Annotated in this window: 15 protein-coding genes; 6 read left to right on the top strand and 9 right to left on the bottom strand. The window is 72.4% G+C overall.

Annotation, left to right across the window (positions count from 1 at the left end; genetic code table 11):
* Positions 1-14 precede the first annotated feature (14 nt).
* The 3 genes from ACFQ6N_RS15185 to ACFQ6N_RS15175 all read right to left on the bottom strand — a co-directional run bounded on the left by ACFQ6N_RS15185 (position 15) and on the right by ACFQ6N_RS15175 (position 3,617).
* The gene (locus ACFQ6N_RS15185) at positions 15-1,109 is read right to left on the bottom strand and encodes a CoxG family protein (RefSeq protein WP_380649389.1); all 1,095 of its coding nucleotides are present in this window, start codon (positions 1,107-1,109) and stop codon (positions 15-17) included.
* A gap of 179 nt (positions 1,110-1,288) precedes the next feature.
* A complete protein-coding gene (locus ACFQ6N_RS15180; RefSeq protein WP_380649388.1) occupies positions 1,289-2,932 on the bottom strand; it encodes a polyamine aminopropyltransferase in 1,644 nt (547 codons plus the stop codon).
* A 154-nt stretch (positions 2,933-3,086) separates the two neighbouring features.
* On the bottom strand, positions 3,087-3,617 hold the full coding sequence (locus ACFQ6N_RS15175) for a DUF2617 family protein (RefSeq protein ID WP_380649387.1): 531 nt from the start codon (positions 3,615-3,617) through the stop codon (positions 3,087-3,089).
* Between the two features lie 701 nt (positions 3,618-4,318).
* Here ACFQ6N_RS15175 and ACFQ6N_RS15170 point away from each other — a divergent pair.
* Genes ACFQ6N_RS15170 through ACFQ6N_RS15160 form a run of 3 tightly spaced genes read left to right on the top strand, consistent with a single transcriptional unit; the run spans position 4,319 to position 6,972 of the window.
* Complete coding sequence (locus ACFQ6N_RS15170; RefSeq protein ID WP_380649386.1) at positions 4,319-4,636, top strand: hypothetical protein; 318 nt, start codon at positions 4,319-4,321, stop codon at positions 4,634-4,636.
* Entirely contained in the window at positions 4,637-6,391 is a 1,755-nt protein-coding gene (locus ACFQ6N_RS15165; protein ID WP_380649385.1) for an alpha/beta hydrolase, read from the top strand.
* A complete protein-coding gene (locus ACFQ6N_RS15160) occupies positions 6,388-6,972 on the top strand; it encodes a hypothetical protein (protein WP_380649384.1) in 585 nt (194 codons plus the stop codon). The genes ACFQ6N_RS15165 and ACFQ6N_RS15160 overlap by 4 nt, the downstream gene beginning before the upstream one ends.
* A gap of 135 nt (positions 6,973-7,107) precedes the next feature.
* On the opposite strand, the gene ACFQ6N_RS15155 is transcribed toward ACFQ6N_RS15160, so the two are convergent.
* Both ACFQ6N_RS15155 and ACFQ6N_RS15150 read right to left on the bottom strand, forming a co-directional pair.
* Positions 7,108-8,268, bottom strand: a complete 1,161-nt coding sequence (locus ACFQ6N_RS15155) for a pyridoxal phosphate-dependent aminotransferase (RefSeq protein ID WP_380649383.1) — start codon at positions 8,266-8,268, stop codon at positions 7,108-7,110.
* Between the two features lie 170 nt (positions 8,269-8,438).
* Positions 8,439-8,996 carry a YbjN domain-containing protein gene (locus ACFQ6N_RS15150; RefSeq protein WP_380649382.1) on the bottom strand — a complete coding sequence of 186 codons (558 nt, stop codon included), beginning with the start codon at positions 8,994-8,996 and terminating at the stop codon, positions 8,439-8,441.
* A gap of 367 nt (positions 8,997-9,363) precedes the next feature.
* On the opposite strand from ACFQ6N_RS15150, the gene ACFQ6N_RS15145 reads away from it, so the two are divergent.
* The gene (locus tag ACFQ6N_RS15145; protein WP_380649381.1) at positions 9,364-9,651 is read left to right on the top strand and encodes a helix-turn-helix domain-containing protein; all 288 of its coding nucleotides are present in this window, start codon (positions 9,364-9,366) and stop codon (positions 9,649-9,651) included.
* Between the two features lie 147 nt (positions 9,652-9,798).
* On the opposite strand, the gene clpB is transcribed toward ACFQ6N_RS15145, so the two are convergent.
* Together clpB and ACFQ6N_RS15135 are read right to left on the bottom strand one after the other, a co-directional pair.
* Positions 9,799-12,420, bottom strand: coding sequence for an ATP-dependent chaperone ClpB (clpB, locus tag ACFQ6N_RS15140; protein ID WP_380649380.1), 2,622 nt, complete (start codon positions 12,418-12,420; stop codon positions 9,799-9,801).
* Between the two features lie 84 nt (positions 12,421-12,504).
* Positions 12,505-13,569 (bottom strand): LysR family transcriptional regulator, encoded by a 1,065-nt coding sequence (locus tag ACFQ6N_RS15135; RefSeq protein WP_380649379.1) that lies wholly within the window; start codon positions 13,567-13,569, stop codon positions 12,505-12,507.
* A 71-nt stretch (positions 13,570-13,640) separates the two neighbouring features.
* On the opposite strand from ACFQ6N_RS15135, the gene ACFQ6N_RS15130 reads away from it, so the two are divergent.
* The gene (locus ACFQ6N_RS15130) at positions 13,641-14,753 is read left to right on the top strand and encodes a TDT family transporter (RefSeq protein WP_380649378.1); all 1,113 of its coding nucleotides are present in this window, start codon (positions 13,641-13,643) and stop codon (positions 14,751-14,753) included.
* A 774-nt stretch (positions 14,754-15,527) separates the two neighbouring features.
* The gene (locus ACFQ6N_RS15125; RefSeq protein ID WP_380649376.1) at positions 15,528-16,520 is read left to right on the top strand and encodes a LuxR C-terminal-related transcriptional regulator; all 993 of its coding nucleotides are present in this window, start codon (positions 15,528-15,530) and stop codon (positions 16,518-16,520) included.
* Between the two features lie 202 nt (positions 16,521-16,722).
* On the opposite strand, the gene ACFQ6N_RS15120 is transcribed toward ACFQ6N_RS15125, so the two are convergent.
* Positions 16,723-17,340 (bottom strand): hypothetical protein, encoded by a 618-nt coding sequence (locus tag ACFQ6N_RS15120; RefSeq protein ID WP_051709310.1) that lies wholly within the window; start codon positions 17,338-17,340, stop codon positions 16,723-16,725.
* A 557-nt stretch (positions 17,341-17,897) separates the two neighbouring features.
* Positions 17,898-18,893, bottom strand: coding sequence for a helix-turn-helix domain-containing protein (locus ACFQ6N_RS15115; RefSeq protein ID WP_380649375.1), 996 nt, complete (start codon positions 18,891-18,893; stop codon positions 17,898-17,900).
* Between the last annotated feature and the right edge of the window lie 16 nt (positions 18,894-18,909).

Genomic DNA, 18,909 nt, shown 5'->3' with positions numbered 1-18,909 from the left:
CGCGGCGCTCCCGGTCAGCGTCGGCGCAGGGCCCTGACCAGCACCACGGCACCGCCCAGCAGGGCCACCGAGCCGCCGATCACCCACGGCACCGCGCTGCGGCCGCCGGTGCCCGGCACCACGATGCCGCCGGCCTCGCCGCCCCAGCGGGTCGCCGCCCGGGCCCGCGCGCTGCGGGCCGGCAGCGCCGGGGCGTACGGGCCGCGCGGCGGGGCGTGGTCCACCTCCTCGGCGGACCGGCCGACGATGCTGCGGCGCACCGGGCCGGTGAGCGAGGGGTCCTCCTCGTAGGCGAAGAGCGGCTCGACCGGGATCTCCTCGGCGACGGCGTCCGGCCCGGTGGGGCCGTCGCCCTCCTCGACGTCGTCCGCCACCGTGCCCTCGGCGCCGTCCTCGTCCTCGTCGGCGGCGGAGCCGGTGGGGAGGCCGAAGCGCTCGGCGTCGGCGTCGGAGAAGGCGATCAGGTCGGAGAGGTCGTCGTCGACGTCGTCGCCGGGCAGGTCCTGGCGGTCCTCGATGAAGACCACCTCGGCCACCTCGGCCACGTCAGCCGCCCCGGCGCGGTCGCCGGTCGCGGTGTCGGTCCCGTCGTCGGCCCGGTCGTCCGTCGTCCCGGACTCCGTCCCGGCCTCGGCGTCCTCGTCCTGCTCCTGGCCCTGCGCGCCCTCCGGGGCGGTCAGGGCGGCGGCGAACCGGTCCAGCAGGCGGCGGCCGGTGGCGTCGAGGGTCTCCTCGTCGAACTCGGTCAGCCGGCCGGTGGCGCTCAGGTCGCCGGTGAAGCGGATCACGGCGGTGCCGTCCTCGGCGCCGTCCGCGACGCTGACCCGGACGGTGGCGGTCGCCTCACCGCTGCCCCGGGCCTCCTGGCCCTCGGCGAGCACGGTCAGCACGCCCTCCCGGCCCTCGATCAGCGACAGCACGCCCTTGTACGTGATCGTGGAGCCGCCGACCCGCAGCTTCAGCCGCCCGCCGATCTCCTCGGCGGGCCCGGACCCGACCGCGGCGGGTTCGGTGCTCAGCCCCGGCACGCTCCGTGCCAGCAGCGCCGGATCCTGCAAGGCCTGCCGCACCAGCTCGGCGGACATCGCGACGACAACCTCATGCTCCATGCCACGGAGCCTACCGACCCGGCGGCGCCCGGTCCCTACCCACCACCACCCGACTTTCCCCGCCCCACCCGCCTCGCCCCGGGGCGGCGGCCGGTCGCCCCCGGGGCGGGTGCTTCGGGCACCCACCCGTCCGCGTCCGGGCGGCCTGTGACGGTCGGTGCCGGTCGGTGCGGGCGCGGTCAGCGCGGGCCGAGGAGGGTGAGGGCGGCCGGGGGTCGGGCGGGGCGGAGGGCGCCGAGGCGGGCGGCGCTCGTGCGGAGGGTGTCGACGGTGAGGGCGCGGGGCGGCGGCGCGTCGGGGGCGAGGGCGAGCGCGGGACCGGTGGCGGCGGCCAGGAGGTAGTTCTGGGCGGCGTCCGGCGGGCCGGGGCGGCAGCCGGTGGCGGGGTTGCCCGGGACGGCGTACGGGGCGGTCCGGAGCCCGGTCGTCCGCAGGCCGGACTCGATCTGCCAGAGGCCGTCCGGGTCGGCCCCGGCCCGTACGGCGATCCGGCCGCCGGGGGCGAGCAGCCGGGCGGCGAGGCCGTAGAACTCCTGGGAGTGGAACTTCACCGGCCCGCCGTCGGCGGGTGCGGGGAGGTCGGCGAGGACCACGTCGTACGGTCCGTCGCCGCCGGGGGCGTCGGCGCCGCGGAGCCAGACCATCGGGTCGGCGGCGGTGGTGCGGACCCGTGGGTCGTCGAGGGAGTGGCCGGCGAGGGCGGAGAGTGCCGGGTCGGTGCGGGCGATCCGGGGGAGGTCGGGGTCGGCGTCGACCAGCCGGACGGAGCGCACGCCCCGGTGCCGGAGCACTTCGCGCAGGGCGAGCCCGTCGCCGCCGCCGAGCAGCAGGACCCGGCTGTCGGGGCCGGCGGCCATGGCCGGGTGGACCAGGCCTTCGTCGGCCAGGTACCGGTCGGGCCCGCAGACCGTGAGCCGTCCGTCCAGGTAGAGCCGGAGCGGGCCCTCGGCGGGGCCGGTGAGCACGATCTCCTGGTGCCGGCCGCGGGTGGCGTAGCGGACCTGGTCGCCGTAGAGGGCGTGCCGGGCGGCGTCCTCGATGGCGTCGGAGCCGGCCGCGGCCGCCGCGAGCAGGGCGAGGACGAGCAGGCAGCCGGCCCAGAGCAGCCGTCGTATGCGGGGGGCGGGTTCCTCGCGGAAGAGCCAGAGCACGAGGGCGGAGCCGGCGACGGCGTTGACGGCGCCGGTGAGGAGCGCGCCGTCGCCGGGGCCGAGCGCGGGCAGGATCAGGAACGGGAAGGCGAGCCCGCCGATCAGCGCGCCCACGTAGTCGGCGGCGAACAGGTCGGCGACGGCCCGGCCGGCGTCCTCGCGGCGGATCCGTTGGATGAGGGTCATCAGCAGGGGGATCTCGGCGCCGATCAGGATGCCGATCAGGCAGGTGAGTGCGACCATCGCGGCCTGGTAGCGGCCGAGCCAGGCCCAGCAGGAGTAGAGGGTGAGGACGGAGAGTCCGCCGACGAGGGCGAGCGCGCACTCGACGAGGGCGAAGGCCGTGGCGGGCCGGCGGGTGAGCCGCTTGGCGAGGAGGGAGCCGAGGCCCATCGCGAACACCATGACGGAGAGCACGACGGAGGTTTGGGTGACGGTGTCCCCGAGCAGGTAGTCGCCGAGCGCGACGAGTTCGAGCTCGTAGACCAGACCGCAGGCCGCGCAGACGAAGGCGGCCGTCAGGACGGTCAGGCGGGCGAGCCGGGGGCGGGATCTCAGCCGGGACCGACGGCGGGTGGGCAGTGGGGCGAGGCCGTGCCCGGGCCGGGGTGGGGTGCCGTCGTCGAGGTCCACTCGCGGGCGTGCGGGCGGACCGGCCGGATGGTTGATCACGAACAAACGCTAGGGGACGTGCGGCACGGATAGCTGCGCCCATCCGACGGACAGTGGACGACGCCGGATTGACGAATCGTTCCTGCGTGCGATTCGTAGGCCTGTGCTTTGCGGGGTATGTCCGGATCCGTGCCTTCGCCCGGGCTTCCGGCGGTCATGCCCCCGACACCACCAGCGAGGAGCGGGTGCACACCAGCTGCCCCTCCTGCGGGTAGGCGTGCCAGGTCCGCCAGAGCAGGCGGTCCGCGCCGCCCTGGGTGACGAGTGCGGTGAAGGCGCTCGGGTCGCCCGGGAACACCCCGGCCAGACCCCGGGGGTGCCCTTCGACCAGGGCCAGCAGTTCCTGGGCGCGGGCCGCGAAGTCGTGCGGCGGCAGCGCCTCGATCCGGGCGGCGAACTCGTACTCCCAGCCGCCGACCTGCTTGGCCACCCGGGCGGGCAGCGGGGTGCGGCGGCCGGGCAGACAGGCGACGGTCTCCAGGCACCGGCCGGGGCCGGCGTCGATCACCACCTGGTGGGAGGCGCCGAGCAGCCGCAGCTGGAGGGTGCCGGTCGTGCCGGGACGGCCGCCTCCGTCGAGTCTCAGGTCGCGGACGGCGAGCGCGGGCAGCGGGTCGCCGCCGAGGCACCAGGCCAGGTCACCGGCGCGGGTGTCCGTGTAGGAGGTCTGCAGTGTGGTGAGCATGCTCGGCTCCGCGTTTCAGCTCCGTGCGCGCCCGCCGAGCAGCAGCGAGTAGGCCTAGGCGATGGCGAGGCTGTTCGTGGCTGTGCGGCCCTGGGCGCGGCCGACCGTGGAAGGAAGGATTCCGGCTGGAGATTCAGCAGCAGAGAAGCACGAATACGCCGGGTCCGCCGGTGATTTACCCAACTTTGTCAAGCATTCACCGTTTCGGGCACACCTGCTTCCCGGCTCTGATCGACCCGGTGTACGAGTTTGCACAGCGCGCGCCCCTGTCGCCGGGTTGTGCGCCGTGCGCGCTGGTGGTGCGCCCTATGCGCGCATCACGCGCCGCCGCCCTCCACGCACGGGGCGGGGAGGGCGGTCGGGGTCGGCCGGGAGGAACGTCGACGTCGCTCCGTCAGGGGCAAACAGGCAAGTCGGTCACGACAGTTGAGGGTCCGTCAGAACGGGTGTCGGGAGAGTGCCGCCCCTGTTCGAAGGGCGCGAAAGGGGGCGCGCGGCCCCTCAGAGGCGCTGCAGACGGGCCACGGCCTCCCGGAGGACGTCATCCCTTTTGCAGAAAGTGAAGCGGACCAGGCTACGGCCCGCGTCGCACTCCCGCATCTCGTGACAGTTGAGTATTCGTACTCTGGTCCGATCAACCGGCTATTGATTCGATCGACTCCGAACGGAGCAATCGATCCCACACGTAGCGGATGTGACGAGTGAGCGGTAAGAGCGACGACGCGGTGAAGGTGGACACCAACGGCCTGAAGAAGGTCGGAAAGCAGTGCCACGACATCGCGGAGCAGATGCCGGCCGAACTGGCCCGGGTGCACAAGCCCTCGGACGAGGCCGCGGCCGGTCTGAGCGGCTGGCTCTCCGGCGCCGCGATCACGGCGTGCACGGAGGCGTGGGAGAAGGGGCAGCGCCAACTTGCCAAGGACATCGGCGACAACGGCAAGAACATGATCACCGCGGCGGACAACTACGACGGTGTGTACGAGGCCGTTCACAAGAGCCTGGTCTACGGGGGCCGGTAGATGGATCTGTACCAGCTGGAAAACGCGCAGCCCTCGCGTCTGGCCGCTCTCGCCAACGCCTACGACTCCCTGGGGAAGGCCAACCACGCCCATTTCGAGGCGGTGAAGGAGACCTCCCGCTGGGTCGGCACCAACTGGTCGGGGACCGCCGGGAAGGCCGCGAGCAGCAAGCTGAAGCAGACGAACAACTCGCTGGACGGCTCGTACGTGGCGATGCAGGCGACGAGCGCGCTGCTGCGCCATGCCGCCGAGGCGTTCGAGCTCGCGCAGTCCAAGCTGACCGAGGCGCTGGCGGAGGCCCGGAAGGCGGAGTTCACGGTCGGCGCCGACGGGTCGGTCACGTATCCCAAGCCGAGCGCGGCGGACCAGCACGACCCTGACTACGACGCCCCGAAACGGGCCAAGGCCCTGGCCGAGCGGATCGGCAAGGCGATAACCGAGGCGGACGCGGTCGATCAGAAGGTCGCGCTACGCCTCAACGCGATCGCTCGGTTGGCGACCTTCGACGGGCTCAACCCCGAGGCGGCGCAGATCCAGCTCGACGCCGTCAACTCCCTTGACGAGGGGCTGAGGAGCCTCGGATGGCCAGGCAAGGATGCCACCGCCACCGAGGTCAACGCCTGGTGGAAGGGGCTGACCCCGGACGAGCAGCAGAAGATGCTGACCCTGCACCCCGACCTGCTCGGCGGTCGCAACGGCATCCCCTCCGAGGTGCGGGACAAGGCCAACCGGGCGCAGTTGGACGGGATGATCAAGTACCTGGAGCAGAAGCCGCACCGGTCTGGCTATGACGATGGCAAGCTGGAGGGCCTGAAGGCGCTCCGGGACAAGCTCGCCGCCAACGGCGCCCATCTCGACGACACCGACCCCAAGACCAAGCAGCCTCCGATGTTCCTCCTCGGGGTCGGCATGGAGTCCCACGGTCGGGCGATCGTCTCCTACGGCAATCCGGACACCGCGGACAATGTGTCGGCGTATGTGCCGGGCCTGAATACCATGCTCAACGGGCACTTCGTCAACAATGACGTCCAGCGTGCGCGCAACATCTACGACGCGGCCACCCAGAACGACCCCACGAAGAAGAACGCGTCCATCGTCTGGCTCGGTTACGACGCGCCCCAGATCAACGGCAACGACCTCACCAACGACCTCAAGGTCACCGGCACGGGTAATGCGAAGGAGGGCGGCAAGGCGTACAGCGCTTTCATGCAGAGCCTGCGTGCCACGCACGAAGGCGCGGTACCCGCCCATGTCACGACGGTGGCGCACAGCTACGGATCCCTGACCGCCGGCGAGGCCTCCAAGCAGCCGGGCGGCCTGTACTCGGATGACGTGGTGATCATCGGCAGCCCGGGGATGGATGTCCACAAGGCCTCCGACCTGGGCGTCCAAGACGGGCACGTCTTCGCGGCCGCGGCCAAGAACGACAAGGTGGCGCAGCTCCCCGACCTGACCCCCGACCCCAACACGGTGTGGTTCGGCACGGATCCGGCCAGTGGAGAGTTCGGGGCGAAGCGTTTCGGTGCTCCGGACGGGCCGGACAAGGGGTGGACGGGAGCCCTGACGGGTGACATCCCGGCGCACTCCGTCTATTTCGACGCCCGTGAGGAGGAGGTCGCGCATCAGGACGGCTCCAGGAGCTCGGAGGTCGTTCGCCACCCGGACGGGACGATCGAGCCGAACGAGTCTCTGCAGGCCATCGCGCAGGTGGTGAGCGGCCGCGGCGACCAGGTTGTGACGGTGCCGCCCCGATGAGCGGGGAGGGCGGCGTGCGCCGCGGGTGCCTGCGGGTGCTGGGGGTGGGCGGGCTGGTGCTGGCGGGGTTCGTCGCCTGGCTCGCGTACGGCTGGTGGGACGTGCGTCAGCCCGCGCAGACGCCGATGCGCGAAGGGGTGTCGAGACTGGACCGGATGCTGGAGAGCACCACGGCGGGTATCGAACCGCCGGTCCGGACGGCCTACGGGCTGATCCACTCCAAGCAGTACGACACCGGGCTCAACGACGAGGTGGACAAGTACCGCATCAGCGAGACCGGCCGGATCGTGACCCGGATCTCGCCCGCCAGAGCCGTCGAGTTGTCGAACCGGATCGAGGCCCGTTGGAAGCAGCTCGGCTACTCGACGACGCGTCCCGCGGGGTCGGCGTCGACCGTCAAGGCCACGACCGCGGACGGCAGCGAGCTCGAGCTGGACGTCTCGGCGGACGGACGGGCGACCGTCCGGGTCGACCTGGGCCAGTACGTCCGCAACTCGCCCTTCGCCCGTCCGAGCGGGGCCCCTGACGGGTCGACCACCGAAGAGGTGACGCTGGCCGAGGACCCGTACTGGTCGGGTTGATCCGTCAGGGGGCGGGCTGGTGGCGAGTGCGGGTCTCGTACAGCGGACAGTCGCCGCCCTGCTCCGATCTCCTGCGGCGCCTGGCTGGGTGTACGACACACAGGGCAGCCGCCGAGGAGCAACCGGTGGAGCCGGTCAGAGCCGCTGGAGCCGTGCCACTGCCTCGCGGAGGACCTCGTCCTTCTTGCAGAAGGTGAACCGGACCAGGCTCTGACCGGCTGCGGTGTTGTCGTAGAAGACCGCGTTCGGGATGGCGACGACCCCGCAGCGTTCGGGCAGTGCGCGGCAGAACTCGATGCCGTCCTTCTCGCCGAGCGGGGTGATGTCGGTGGTGACGAAGTAGGTGCCCTCGGGGGTGAAGGCCCGGAAGCCGGCCGAGGAGAGGCCGTCGACCAGCAGGTCGCGCTTGCGGAGCAGGTCGGCCCGGAAGCCGTCGAAGTAGGCGTCGGGCAGCCGCAGGGCCTCGGCGACCGCGTACTGGAAGGGGCCCGCGCTGACGTAGGTGAGGTACTGCTTGGCCGTGCGCACCGCGGTGACCAGGGCCGGGTCGGCGGTGACCCAGCCGACCTTCCAGCCGGTGAAGGAGAAGGTCTTGCCGGCCGAGGAGATGGCGACGGTGCGTTCGCGCATGCCGGGCAGGGCCGCGATCGGGTGGTGGGTGGTGCCGAAGACCAGGTGCTCGTAGACCTCGTCGGTGACGACCAGCAGGTCGTGCTCGACGGCGAGGGCGGCGATCGTGGCGAGTTCGTCGGCGGTGAGCACGGTGCCGGTCGGGTTGTGCGGGGTGTTGATCAGCAGCAGCCGGGTGCGCGGGGTGATCAGGGTGCGCAGCTCGTCGAGGTCGGGGCGGAAGTCCGGGGCCCGGAGGGTGAGCGGGACGCGGGTGGCGCCGGCCATCGCGATGCAGGCGGCGTAGGAGTCGTAGAAGGGCTCCAGGGCGATCACCTCGTCGCCCGGCTCCAGCAGGGCCAGCAGGGTGGCGGCGATGGCCTCGGTGGCGCCGGCGGTGACCAGGACCTCGGTGTCCGGGTCGTAGGCGAGGCTGCGGAAGCGCTGCTGGTGCTCGGCGATGGCCTGCCGCAGCTCGGGGACGCCGGGGCCGGGCGGGTACTGGTTGCCGCGGCCGTCGCGCAGGGCCCGGACGGCCGCCTCGCGGACCTCCTCGGGCCCGTCGGTGTCGGGGAAGCCCTGGCCGAGGTTGATCGAGCCGGTGGCCGTGGCCAGCGCGGACATCTCGGCGAAGATCGTCGTGCCCATCCCGGCCAGTCGGCGGTTGAGCAGAGGCCTGGTTCCCATTGCGGCTCCTCACGGGTCGTCGTCGCGCCCATCCTGGGACAGCCGGGGCCGGGGGACAAGAACGGCCCGCCACCGGCGTGAGCGCGGTGGCGGGCCGTCCCGGGCGGTTGCCGGGGCGTGGCGGACGTCGGGGTCCGGTGCCTGGCGGGGTGCCGGGGCCGTCGGGGGGATCAGGCCTCGTCGGTGCCCTCGGGGGTCTCGCCGTCCTCGCCCTCGATGTCGTCCTGGAGGCCCAGGCGCTCGACGATCCACTGCTCGAAGCCGACCGCGGCCTGGGTCCAGTTGGCGGTGGTGGTCACGAAGTAGTCCAGGTTGACGCCGGTGCCGACGATCATCTGGGCCTCGCCGATCAGGCGGACCACGCCGTCCTCGTGGGTGTGCGTGTAGACCTTGGGCCAGAGGGTCTCGCGGTTCCACTCGTCGATCAGGTCGAGGATCTCGCCCTTCTTCTCCAGCGGGTACGCGCGGTCGTAGAAGGCGCGCACCGCGAAGAGCTCCTTCTGCTCGCCGCGGAACATGTAGTAGACCCGGAAGCCCTCCCAGGGGGCGGTGAGGTCACCCTCCTCGTCCACGACGTGCTTGAGCTGCATCTGGTCGAGCAGCTGGGTGACCAGGCCCTGGTCCGGGACGATGATCGGCGGCGGGCCGGCCGGCCGCCCGCCCTGGCCGCCGGGCTGGCCGCCCTGGGGCAGGCCGAAGGACGGGATGGACGACGGGTCGATGCTCATGGGGGTCCTCTTCCTCAGTGCACGTGGTGGCCGGCAATGAGAGGCCGCCCTTTCCACCTTCCATCCTGCCTCATTCGGGCCCTCGCTCACAGGGGCACCCGAGGTCGCGTCGATCTTCGTTCCGGCGCTGTTCGGGGGGCGTCGGCGGGGTTCGCGAGGGTCTCCGGTGACGGAGTGTGGCCGGGGTCCGGGCGGGGGCCGGGAGGGGGTCGCGCGGCGGGGCTTGAGTGAGCCACGTCACGCGCCGGGCGCACCGGTTTCCGCTGCCGTGCGGACCGGATGCGGTTAGCGTGCGATGGAACTCGCTTCACACAAAGCCCGTTCTGCGAGGGCAAGTTGAGCTGTTCTGAGTCGAGGGGGGACAGAGTTGGACGGAACGGTGACGGGGGAGGGCGCGACGCTCGGGGCGCTGCTGCGGAGCATCAGGCTGGACCAGGGGATGACACAGGAGCGGCTGGGTGACGCCACGGGGTTGAGCGTGCGCTCGATCCGCGACCTGGAACGGGGGGTGTCCTGCCCCCGGGTCTCGACGCTGCGGCTGCTCACCCAGACCTGGAACCTGCCGGAGGCGCAGGCGGCCGAGCTGCACCGGCTGGCGCGCACCTGGCGGGACCGGTCGAGGAGGCGGCGGCTGCGGCGGGGCGCGGGCGACTGACCGCGGACGCGGCGCGGGCCGCCCCCTTCCGTGCGGTGGAAGGGGGCGGCCCGTGGGCTGGGGCGAACCTCGGCCCGCGCCGTGGGCGCACTGCGGCCCGTGCGGTGGTGCGCACCTCGGCCCGTGGATCGCGGTGCCGGGCGTCGCCTACTTCTCCAGCGGCCCCCGGCCGCGGACGGTGAGGCGGTCGCCCTCCTCGTCCCGCTCGACCAGGACGGTGTCCCCGTCGTGCACCGTGCCGGACAGGATCGCCCGGGCCAGCTGGTCGCCGATCGCGGACTGCACCAGCCGGCGCAGCGGACGGGCGCCGTACGCCGGGTCGTACCCGGTGAGCGCCAGCCAGTCGCGGGCGGCCTCGGTGACCTCCAGGGTGAGCCGCCGCTCGTTCAGCCGCTCGCCGAGGCGGGCCACCTGGAGGTCGACGATCCGGCTCAGCTCGGCGGTGCCCAGCGGGTCGAAGACCACGATGTCGTCCAGCCGGTTGAGGAACTCCGGCTTGAACGCGGCCCGGACGGAGTCCAGCACCAGCTGCTTCTTCCGGTCCTCGGGGGTGGCCGGGTCCACCAGGTACTGGCTGCCCAGGTTGGAGGTGAGGATCAGGATCGCGTTGCGGAAGTCCACCGTGCGGCCCTGGCCGTCGGTGAGCCGCCCGTCGTCCAGCACCTGGAGCAGGACGTCGAAGACCTCCGGGTGCGCCTTCTCGACCTCGTCCAGCAGCACCACGCTGTACGGCCGGCGGCGGACCGCCTCGGTGAGCTGGCCGCCCTCCTCGTAGCCGATGTACCCGGGCGGGGCGCCGACCAGACGGGAGACCGAGTGCTTCTCGCCGTACTCGCTCATGTCGATCCGGACCATCGCCCGCTCGTCGTCGAACAGGAAGTCGGCCAGGGCCTTGGCGAGTTCGGTCTTGCCGACGCCCGTCGGGCCGAGGAAGAGGAAGGAGCCGGTCGGGCGGTCCGGGTCGGCGATGCCGGAGCGGGTGCGGCGCACCGCGTCCGAGACGGCCCGCACGGCCTCCGTCTGGCCGATCAGTCGCTGCCCCAACTCCTCTTCCATGCGCAGGAGTTTGGCGCTCTCGCCCTCCAGCAGCCGGCCGGCCGGGATGCCCGTCCAGGAGGCGACCACGTCGGCCACGTCGTCCGGGCCGACCTCCTCCTTGACCATCGAGGGGGAGGCGCCCCCGGGCCCGTCGCCGGCTGTGGCGGCGCGTTCCTGGGCGTCGGCGAGTTCGGCCTCGGCGGCCGGGATCTCGGCGTACATCAGCTTGGACGCCCGCTCGAAGTCCCCGTCGCGCTGGGCCCGTTCGAGCGCGCCGTGCAGGTCCTCCAGCCGCTCCTTGAGCCCGCCGACCCGGTTGAGGGTCTTCTTCTCCTGCTCCCAGCGTGCCGTGAGCACGCTCAACTGCTCGTTCCGGTCGGCGAGATCGCGGCGCAGCCGGGCGAGCCGGTCGACCGAGGCCGGGTCGGACTCCTTCTCCAGGGCCAGCTCCTCCATCCTCAACCGGTCCACGGAGCGCTGGAGTTCGTCGATCTCGACCGGGGAGGAGTCGATCTCCATCCGCAGCCGGGAGGCCGCCTCGTCGACCAGGTCGATCGCCTTGTCGGGCAGGAAGCGGGAGGTGATGTAGCGGTTGGACAGGGTGGCCGCGGCGACCAGGGCGGCGTCCGAGATCTGCACCTTGTGGTGCGCCTCGTACCGGCCCTTGAGGCCACGCAGGATGGCGATCGAGTCCTCGACGCTGGGCTCGCCGACCAGCACCTGCTGGAAGCGGCGCTCCAGGGCCGGGTCCTTCTCGATCCGCTCGCGGTACTCGTCCAGCGTGGTGGCGCCGACCATCCGCAGCTCGCCGCGGGCCAGCATCGGCTTGAGCATGTTGCCCGCGTCCATCGCGGAGTCGCCGCCGGCGCCCGCGCCGACCATGGTGTGCAACTCGTCGATGAAGGTGACGACCTGGCCGTCGGAGGTCTTGATGTCGTTCAGGACGGCCTTCAGCCGCTCCTCGAACTCGCCCCGGTACTTGGCGCCCGCGACCATCGCGCTGAGGTCCAGCGAGACCAGCCGCTTGCCGCGCAGCGACTCCGGTACGTCGCCGGCCACGATGCGCTGGGCCAGGCCCTCGACCACCGCGGTCTTGCCGACGCCGGGCTCGCCGATCAGCACCGGGTTGTTCTTGGTGCGGCGGGAGAGCACCTGGACCACCCGGCGGATCTCGTGGTCGCGGCCGATCACCGGGTCGAGCTTGCCGTCCCGGGCGGCCTGGGTGAGGTCGGTGCCGTACTTCTCCAGGGCCTTGTAGGTGCCCTCCGGGTCCGGCGAGGTGACCCGGGCGCTGCCGCGCACGTCCTTGAACGCGGCGAGCAGCGCCTTCGGCGTCGCGCCCTGCTGCGCCAGCAGCTCGGCGACCGGCCCGCCCTCGGCGGACAGGCCGACCAGCAGGTGCTCGGTGGAGACGTACTGGTCGTCCAGGTCGTCCGCGCGCCGGCCGGCCTCGGTGAGCACGGCGACGGTGTCCCGGGCGAGCTGCGGCGCGGCGACCGTCGAGCCCATCGCGCTGGGCAGCGCGGCCGCCTGGCGGCGCGCCTCGGCCACGACCCGGGCGACGTCGGCCCCGACCGCCTCCAGCAGGGGCCGGGCGATGCCCTCGGGCTGCTCCAGCAGGGCGGTCAGGATGTGCACCGGCTTGACGTCCGGGTTGCCGGCCGCGCCTGCCTGCCGGATCGCGGTGGACAGGGCGTCCTGCGTCTTGGTGGTGAACTTGCTGGCGTCCACTGCTGGGGGGTCCTCCCTCGTCGTCCTTCACGGCTGCTGCCTACAGCATGCACTAAGTTGAGTCTACTGCGCTCAACCTTGTCCTCAAGTTTTTTCGGGGGCCGACTTTCCCGGCTTCCGGTCGGGCTTCCGGGCCGGCTTCCGGTCCGGCGTCCGGGCCGGTTTCGGGGTCGGTGTCGGGTCCGGCTTGGGGGCCGGCTTGAGGGCCGGGGCCCGGGTGAGCTTGGGGACCGGCTTCCGGGCGGGCGTGCGCCGGGTCAGCCCCAGCAGCTCCCGGGCCGGGCCGGTCGGCCGCTGCCCGGCGGGCCACACCGCGCGCAGCGGCCGCCGCAGGTCCAGCCCCTCCGCCAGCGGCACCTCCACCAGCCGCCGGGTCGCCAGTTCCTCCACCACCGCCAGCTCGCTCAGGCAGACCGGTCCCGCCCCGGTCATCGCCGCCGCCTTCAGCGCCGTGGTCGAGGCCAGTTCGAGGCGGGGCCGGGCGGCGCCGCCGAACGGCCGCAGCGCGGTCTCCAGCACCTCCCGGGTGCCCGAGCCGGGCTCGCGCAGCACGAGCGGGACGGCCGCCAGCTCCGCCCCGGTCAGCGGGGTGCGGCGGCGCGCCCACTGGTGGCCGGGCGCCACCACGACGACCAGCCGGTCCGCGGCCACCACCGCGCCCGCCAGCCCGGGCGGGGTGGCCGGGCCCTCGACGAAACCGAGGTCGGCCTCCCCGGCCAGGACGTGTCCGGCGACCTCCGCCGAGTTCGCCGTCCGCAGCGTCACCGCGGTGCCCGGACTGGCCTCGGCGAGCCCCAGCAGCCAGCCCGGCATCAGGTACTCGGCGACGGTCAGGCTGGCCACCACCCGCAGTTTGGCGTCCCGCCGCTCGCGCAGCGCGTCGATCCCGGCGTCCAGCGCCTGCGCCGCCTCCACCACCTGCCGGGCCCACTCGACCACCAGCCGGCCCGCCCCGGTCGGCGTGCTGCCCCGGGGCGAGCGGTCCAGCAGCGGGACGCCGATCTGCCGCTCCATGCCCTTGATCCGGGCGCTGGCGGTCGGCTGGCTGACGCCCAGCTCGGCCGCCGCCCGTCCGACGCTGCCCAGTCGGGCCACCGCGAGCAGCAGTTCCAGGGCGCCGAGTTCGGGGACGTGCGGAGAGAGGGCCATAGATCCAGGCTATGTCCCCATAGGATCCTCGGCGCTACCGGTGGCCCGCCTTCGGACCGATGGTGGGGAGCATGTCCACCTTGTCCGACATCCGCCCCCTCGCCCGCCGGGCCGTCCGCGCTTCGCGGTACGACCTCTCCCAGCTCGGCCCCAACTGGTACGCCGCCGTGATGGGCACCGCGATCCTCGGCAACGGCGCCGCCGCCCTGCCGGTGCGACTGCCCGGGCTGATCGGCTTCGGCGAGGTGATGTGGGCGCTCGGCCTGGCCGCCCTGCTGGTGCTGGGCTCGGCCCGGCTGGTCCACCTGACCCGGTATCGCGAGGCCGCCCGCGCCCAGCTGCTGGACCAGCCGGCCACCGCCGTCTTCTACGGCTGCCCGCCGATGGCCCTGCTCTCGGTCGGCCTCGGGACCCTGACGCTCGGCTCCCGGGTCATCGGCACCGGCCCGGCGGTCGCCCTGGACGCCGTGCTGTGGGGCGTCGGCACCCTGTACGCGCTGGCCGTCGCCGGCGGCATCCCGTATCTGATGATCACCCGGCACCGGGTCTCCGCCCTGGAGGCCAACCCGACCTGGCTGCTGCCGGTGGTCGCCCCGCTGGTCGCCTCCGCCTGCGGCCCGGCGCTGGTCCCGCACCTGCCGGCCGGGACGCCGCAGCAGGCCATGCTGTACGCCTGCTGCGGGCTGTTCGGGATCGGGCTGTCGGCCACCCTGGTCCTGCTGCCGGTGGTGTTCACCGGGCTGTTCCACAACGGGCTGCCCACCCTGGTGCTCACCCCCTCGCTGTTCCTGGTGCTCGGCCCGCTCGGCCAGTCCGTCACCGCCGTCCACCAGCTCGGTGACGCCGCCCGCCCGGTGCTGCCCGCGCTGGCGCCCGCCATGCTCGACCTCGCCGAGCTGTACGGCGTCGCGGTGATCGGCGTCGCGCTGCTCTGGCTGGCCGTCGCGCTCACCGCCAACCTGCGGGCCCGGCGGGCCGGGATGCCCTTCGCGATGACCTGGTGGGCGTTCACCTTCCCGATCGGCACCTGCGTCACCGGCGCCTCCGCGCTCGCCCGGCACACCGGCTTCGGGGGCTTCACCGGGCTGGCCGTCGGGCTGTACCTGCTGCTGGCCGTCGCCTGGGTGCTCGCGGCGGGCGGTACGGCGGCGGGGCTGGCGCGCGGGCGGCTGCTGGCGCGCTGAGACGGGCGGCGGCTGGTGGCGGCCGGTGGCTGCGGGTGGCTGCGGGCGGCGCACCGGGGGTAGGCCGCCGGTGCGCCGAGGCGGACGGGCGGGGTCCGCTCGGCGGCCCCACATGGTCACCGCGCGTAGACACGCAGCTCAGGAGCATGCCGTCATTGCAGGAACACGCACCGGCCGGTTGGCCGTGCACGGCCAACCGGCGGTACCGCCGGGTGCCGCCCCCGCCCCCCGCTGGCCTCGGTCTTTACCGGAACCCGGCCCGCCGCCCGGCGCCCGCCGCCCGCTCCGCGGTGCAGGTAGTTGCAATTGCGCGAACATGCACTCGGGCTGCACTTGTTCACCGGCCGTCACGCTGTGAGGGTGGAGTCACGCCAAGCCGTCCGGGCAACCGCAGCCCGATGGTGGCGACTCGCTCTTCGGAACTGACCTCGGGCGCACCATTCCCGCGCCTGTGGAACGGGGGGGAAGAGCACCGGGTGGGGACCATGTGTGGTGATGGCCCCCAGGCCCGGATCCAGCGAGGCGTTGCTGCTCCGCCTCGACGGAAGCGCCGTGGCATTGGCGTGCGGACGGTGGGCCCCGGAAACCCGGTGTGCGACGGCACCCGGACCCGGGTGCCCGCCGTCCTGCCCGGTACCGTGACCGCCGACCGCGTGATCACGTCGTACCGGCACCCGGTACCGTGAGCCCGCTCGGCGACCGGTACCCGCAGCCCGCGCCACGGGGGAGCGCGGGCGGCAGCACGGGAGAGGCATCAGGCAGGGAGAGTGCGACGTGACGGCGGAACCGGAGGTCGCGCCGCACCAGACGGGGCACACGGGCGGGGAACCCGACGAGGCGGCCCGACAGCTGTACCTGGCGATCATCGCCGAGGGCGGCCGCATCCCCTGTGCCGGAGCCGTCGACCTCGACCAGGCCGCCCTCCGGCAGCTCATCGACATCGGCCTGCTGATGGTCAATCCGATGGACCGCTGCTACACCGCCGTCAGCCCGCGCTCGGTCAGCGACCGCCTCGGCGCCGAACTCCGCAGCGAGGCCACCCGGCTGCTGGTCCGCGCGGAGAACCTGCCCGGCACCCTGGACGGCCTCACCCGCGCCTACGACACGATGCCCCGCCCCTCCGGCCCGGCCGGCGGCGCCGTCCACGTCGAGGGCCACGTCCACATCCGCCAGCGGATCTCCCAGCTGGTCTCCGACTGCCGCTCCGAAGTCCTCACCGCCCAACCCGGCCGGCGCCCCGCCGACACCCTTCAGGTCGCCCTCCTCCAGGACGTCCAACTCCTGCAGCGCGGCTGCTCGCTGCGCACCATCTACCAGCCGACCGCGCTCGTCGAGCCGCCCGCCCTCGCCTACGCCGAGGAGGTCACCCGGCACGGCTCCCACATCCGCGTCCTCGACGAGCCCTTCCAACGGCTCATCGTCTTCGACCGGACCGTCGCCGTGATCTCCGCCAGCGACGACAACAGCACCGCCGCCTTCATCAGCGACCCGGCCACCATCACCTTCCTGGTCGGCACCTTCGAACGCGACTGGGCCCGCGCCGACACCGCCGAGTCCGCCGCCCTCGGCCAGGGCCCCGCCCGCACCATCCCCGACCGGGTCGGCCGGCTCCTCGCCCGCGGCCTCACCCAGCGTGCCGTCGCCACCCGGCTGGGCCTCAGCGAACGCACCGTCGCCGCCCACATCTCCCGCCTGCGCGACCGCTACGGCGCCCAGACGCTCTTTCAGCTGGGCTGGCTGATGAGGGGCGCCCGCGATGACCGCTGAGCACCCGGCCGACGGGCGAGCGGTGACCGACAGGCCGAGGTCCGGCGGGCGGGGTCCGGCGGGCATGGTGGAGATCCGGCACCCGCTCTCCCGGTGCCTCAAGGACCACCCCCACGAGGCCCTGACGGCCCGGCCGGGCAGGTTCCGACCGGGCCGTCAGACGCGGGAGCCCGGACGGGTGAGTCCGGTGGGTGAGTGCCGCTCAGCCGGTGGCGGCGCCGGTCGGCCAGTAGCCGGGGACCGGGGGCTGCTGCCGGGGGACGTTGAACTGCTCGCCGGGGGCGGTCCAGAAGCCCTCGCGCAGGGAGAGCGCCATGCCGGCCCAGTCCAGGGCGGTCTCCACCGTGTGGTTGAGGGCCTCCTGCGACCAGGTGTCGTCGAAGACCAGCGGCAGGACGGGGGCGACCTGCTCGATGGTGGCGATCAGCGGGTTGTGGGTGATGGCCTCGTCGACGAGGAGGACGATCGGCTTCCGCAGCGCCGACGCCCAGCCCAACTCCAGGCTCACACCGGCCGAGAGCGGCGCGCCCACGTAGGCGAACACGAGGTCGGCGGACTGCAGGGCGCGGAAGTCGGACGGAACGCGGGGCTCCGGTGCCCGGCCGGAGATGGTCCAGGCGTCGCTGTGGTGCGCGCTGTACACGGCGGCGCCGCTGCGGAGGAGGGTGGTGCGGAGCGTCGTCAGCCGCGTCCGGCTGGCGAGCGTGACCACACTGTCGGCCGGGCCGGTCAGCCGCATCAGCGGCGCGGCCAGGAACACACGTGCACGCCGACCCTCGGGGGCCTGGCTGTCGTGGTGACGCAGGTAGGGCTCGGTCATGTCGACTCCGGGGGAAGGCCGACCGGGAGGGACGTGGTGCCGGCGGGCGCTGAGGACAGTGGCTTTTCGCGTCAGAGATCCGGAGAGATCTGCGCGAATATTTGACGGTACAGCGGCAACTTTGCTATCTCCGGGGGGACCGTCTGTCGCGAACTGATCGTCTATCAGTGGTCGCCGCTACGTCCAGCGCTGCACCCTGGCATCTCGATGCCTGGCAGAGGGATGACACTCTTGCGGGGCATGCGGCATCATGTGGATGCTAGTTCTATTGATCCTGGTTCGCAGAGCTTCGAGAATGGGAGGGTGGGTCCGTGTCCGTACGTCGACTCGTCCGTAAGGTTGCGCTTCCGATCCTTATCGGAGCAGCTGTGCTCGCCACCGGCCTTCTCCCCTTCAGTGACGGGCAGACGACCGTGACCACCGGCGCAATCGCAGCCGTTGCCGATGACCTGCACTGGAGCTGAGCCTGGCATTTGACTCCCGATGACTTCCGACCGGGGCGGCGCGTGGGGGGAACGGGCCCGGCGTCGCGGTCGGTATGTCTGGATTCGGTCGTTTCAGTCGACCTCTGCTTTCGGTGATCGGCCGAGCACGTACCCGAGTTGGAAGAGTGAGTCGACGTTGTACTCCTCTCTCATCTCCGCGATGTGGCGGGCGAGGGTGCGCTCGCTGATCCCGAGCCTTCGTGCGATGGCCCGATGGTTCGTGCCCGAGAGCATGAGGTCGATGATGGTCTGCCGGAGCCTGGAGACCACCTGGTGCGGGACGGCCCGGTTGCCGTCGAATTCCAGCGCCCTGCCCCAGCTCCTCTCGAAGACCTCCTCGATCAGGAAGCTGATGACGGCCGGATCGTGGATGAACGCCGCCTGGCTGTAGTCGGAGGCGACCGGGATGACGGCAACGCGGCGATCCACGATGATCAGTCGGGCGTACGGTTCGTCGAGAGTCCGAAACTGCCACCCCTCTGCCGTCAATTGCGCCACATAGTCGCGTGTTGGCTGGTGGTAGCGGGTGCTCGCGTGGTAAATCGTCCGCATCGAGGCGCCGTGGCGGAGAATTTCCAGGTCTCGTTCCAGGAACGAGGTGAGCATTTCGGCGGGCCTCGGTCCGCCGGGCTGCATGGAGAGTCCTTCCATGACTCCCGGGGCTGCCGACTGCTGAAGTCTCTGATTAATCAGAGCCTTTCCGTGGACATATTCGACCGAGCCGCCGGTGGTGTCCGGGGCGTGGAACGCCTCGGAAAGTTCGTTGAGGTCCGCCGGCAGGGAAACCGCTTTCGACAGCAAATCGAGTGCTTGTCGTTGCCATGCTGAACTCAGGCTGCTGGCGAGTTGAGCCGGATCGGCGGCCAGGAGCGCGCCCGGTTCTTCGCTGTCGGGTATGAGCAGTCCGAGATCGAGAAGTTCTTCGAGAGCGAGGCTTCCGGCTGCCGAGACCGCGTCCTGGGTGAGACGACCGGTTTCGTTCACGGCCTGCAGGTAGAGCTTCCGGGCGTCCTCTGACAGGATGCGTGACGCGCTGGGTCCAGGCCCTGCGTGCTCTTGCCCACTCATCTTCGGCTCCTAGTGC

This window comes from Kitasatospora sp. NPDC056446 (assembly GCF_042796115.1).
Classification (GTDB): domain Bacteria; phylum Actinomycetota; class Actinomycetes; order Streptomycetales; family Streptomycetaceae; genus Kitasatospora.
This window is presented reverse-complemented; position numbering and strand designations above follow the sequence as displayed.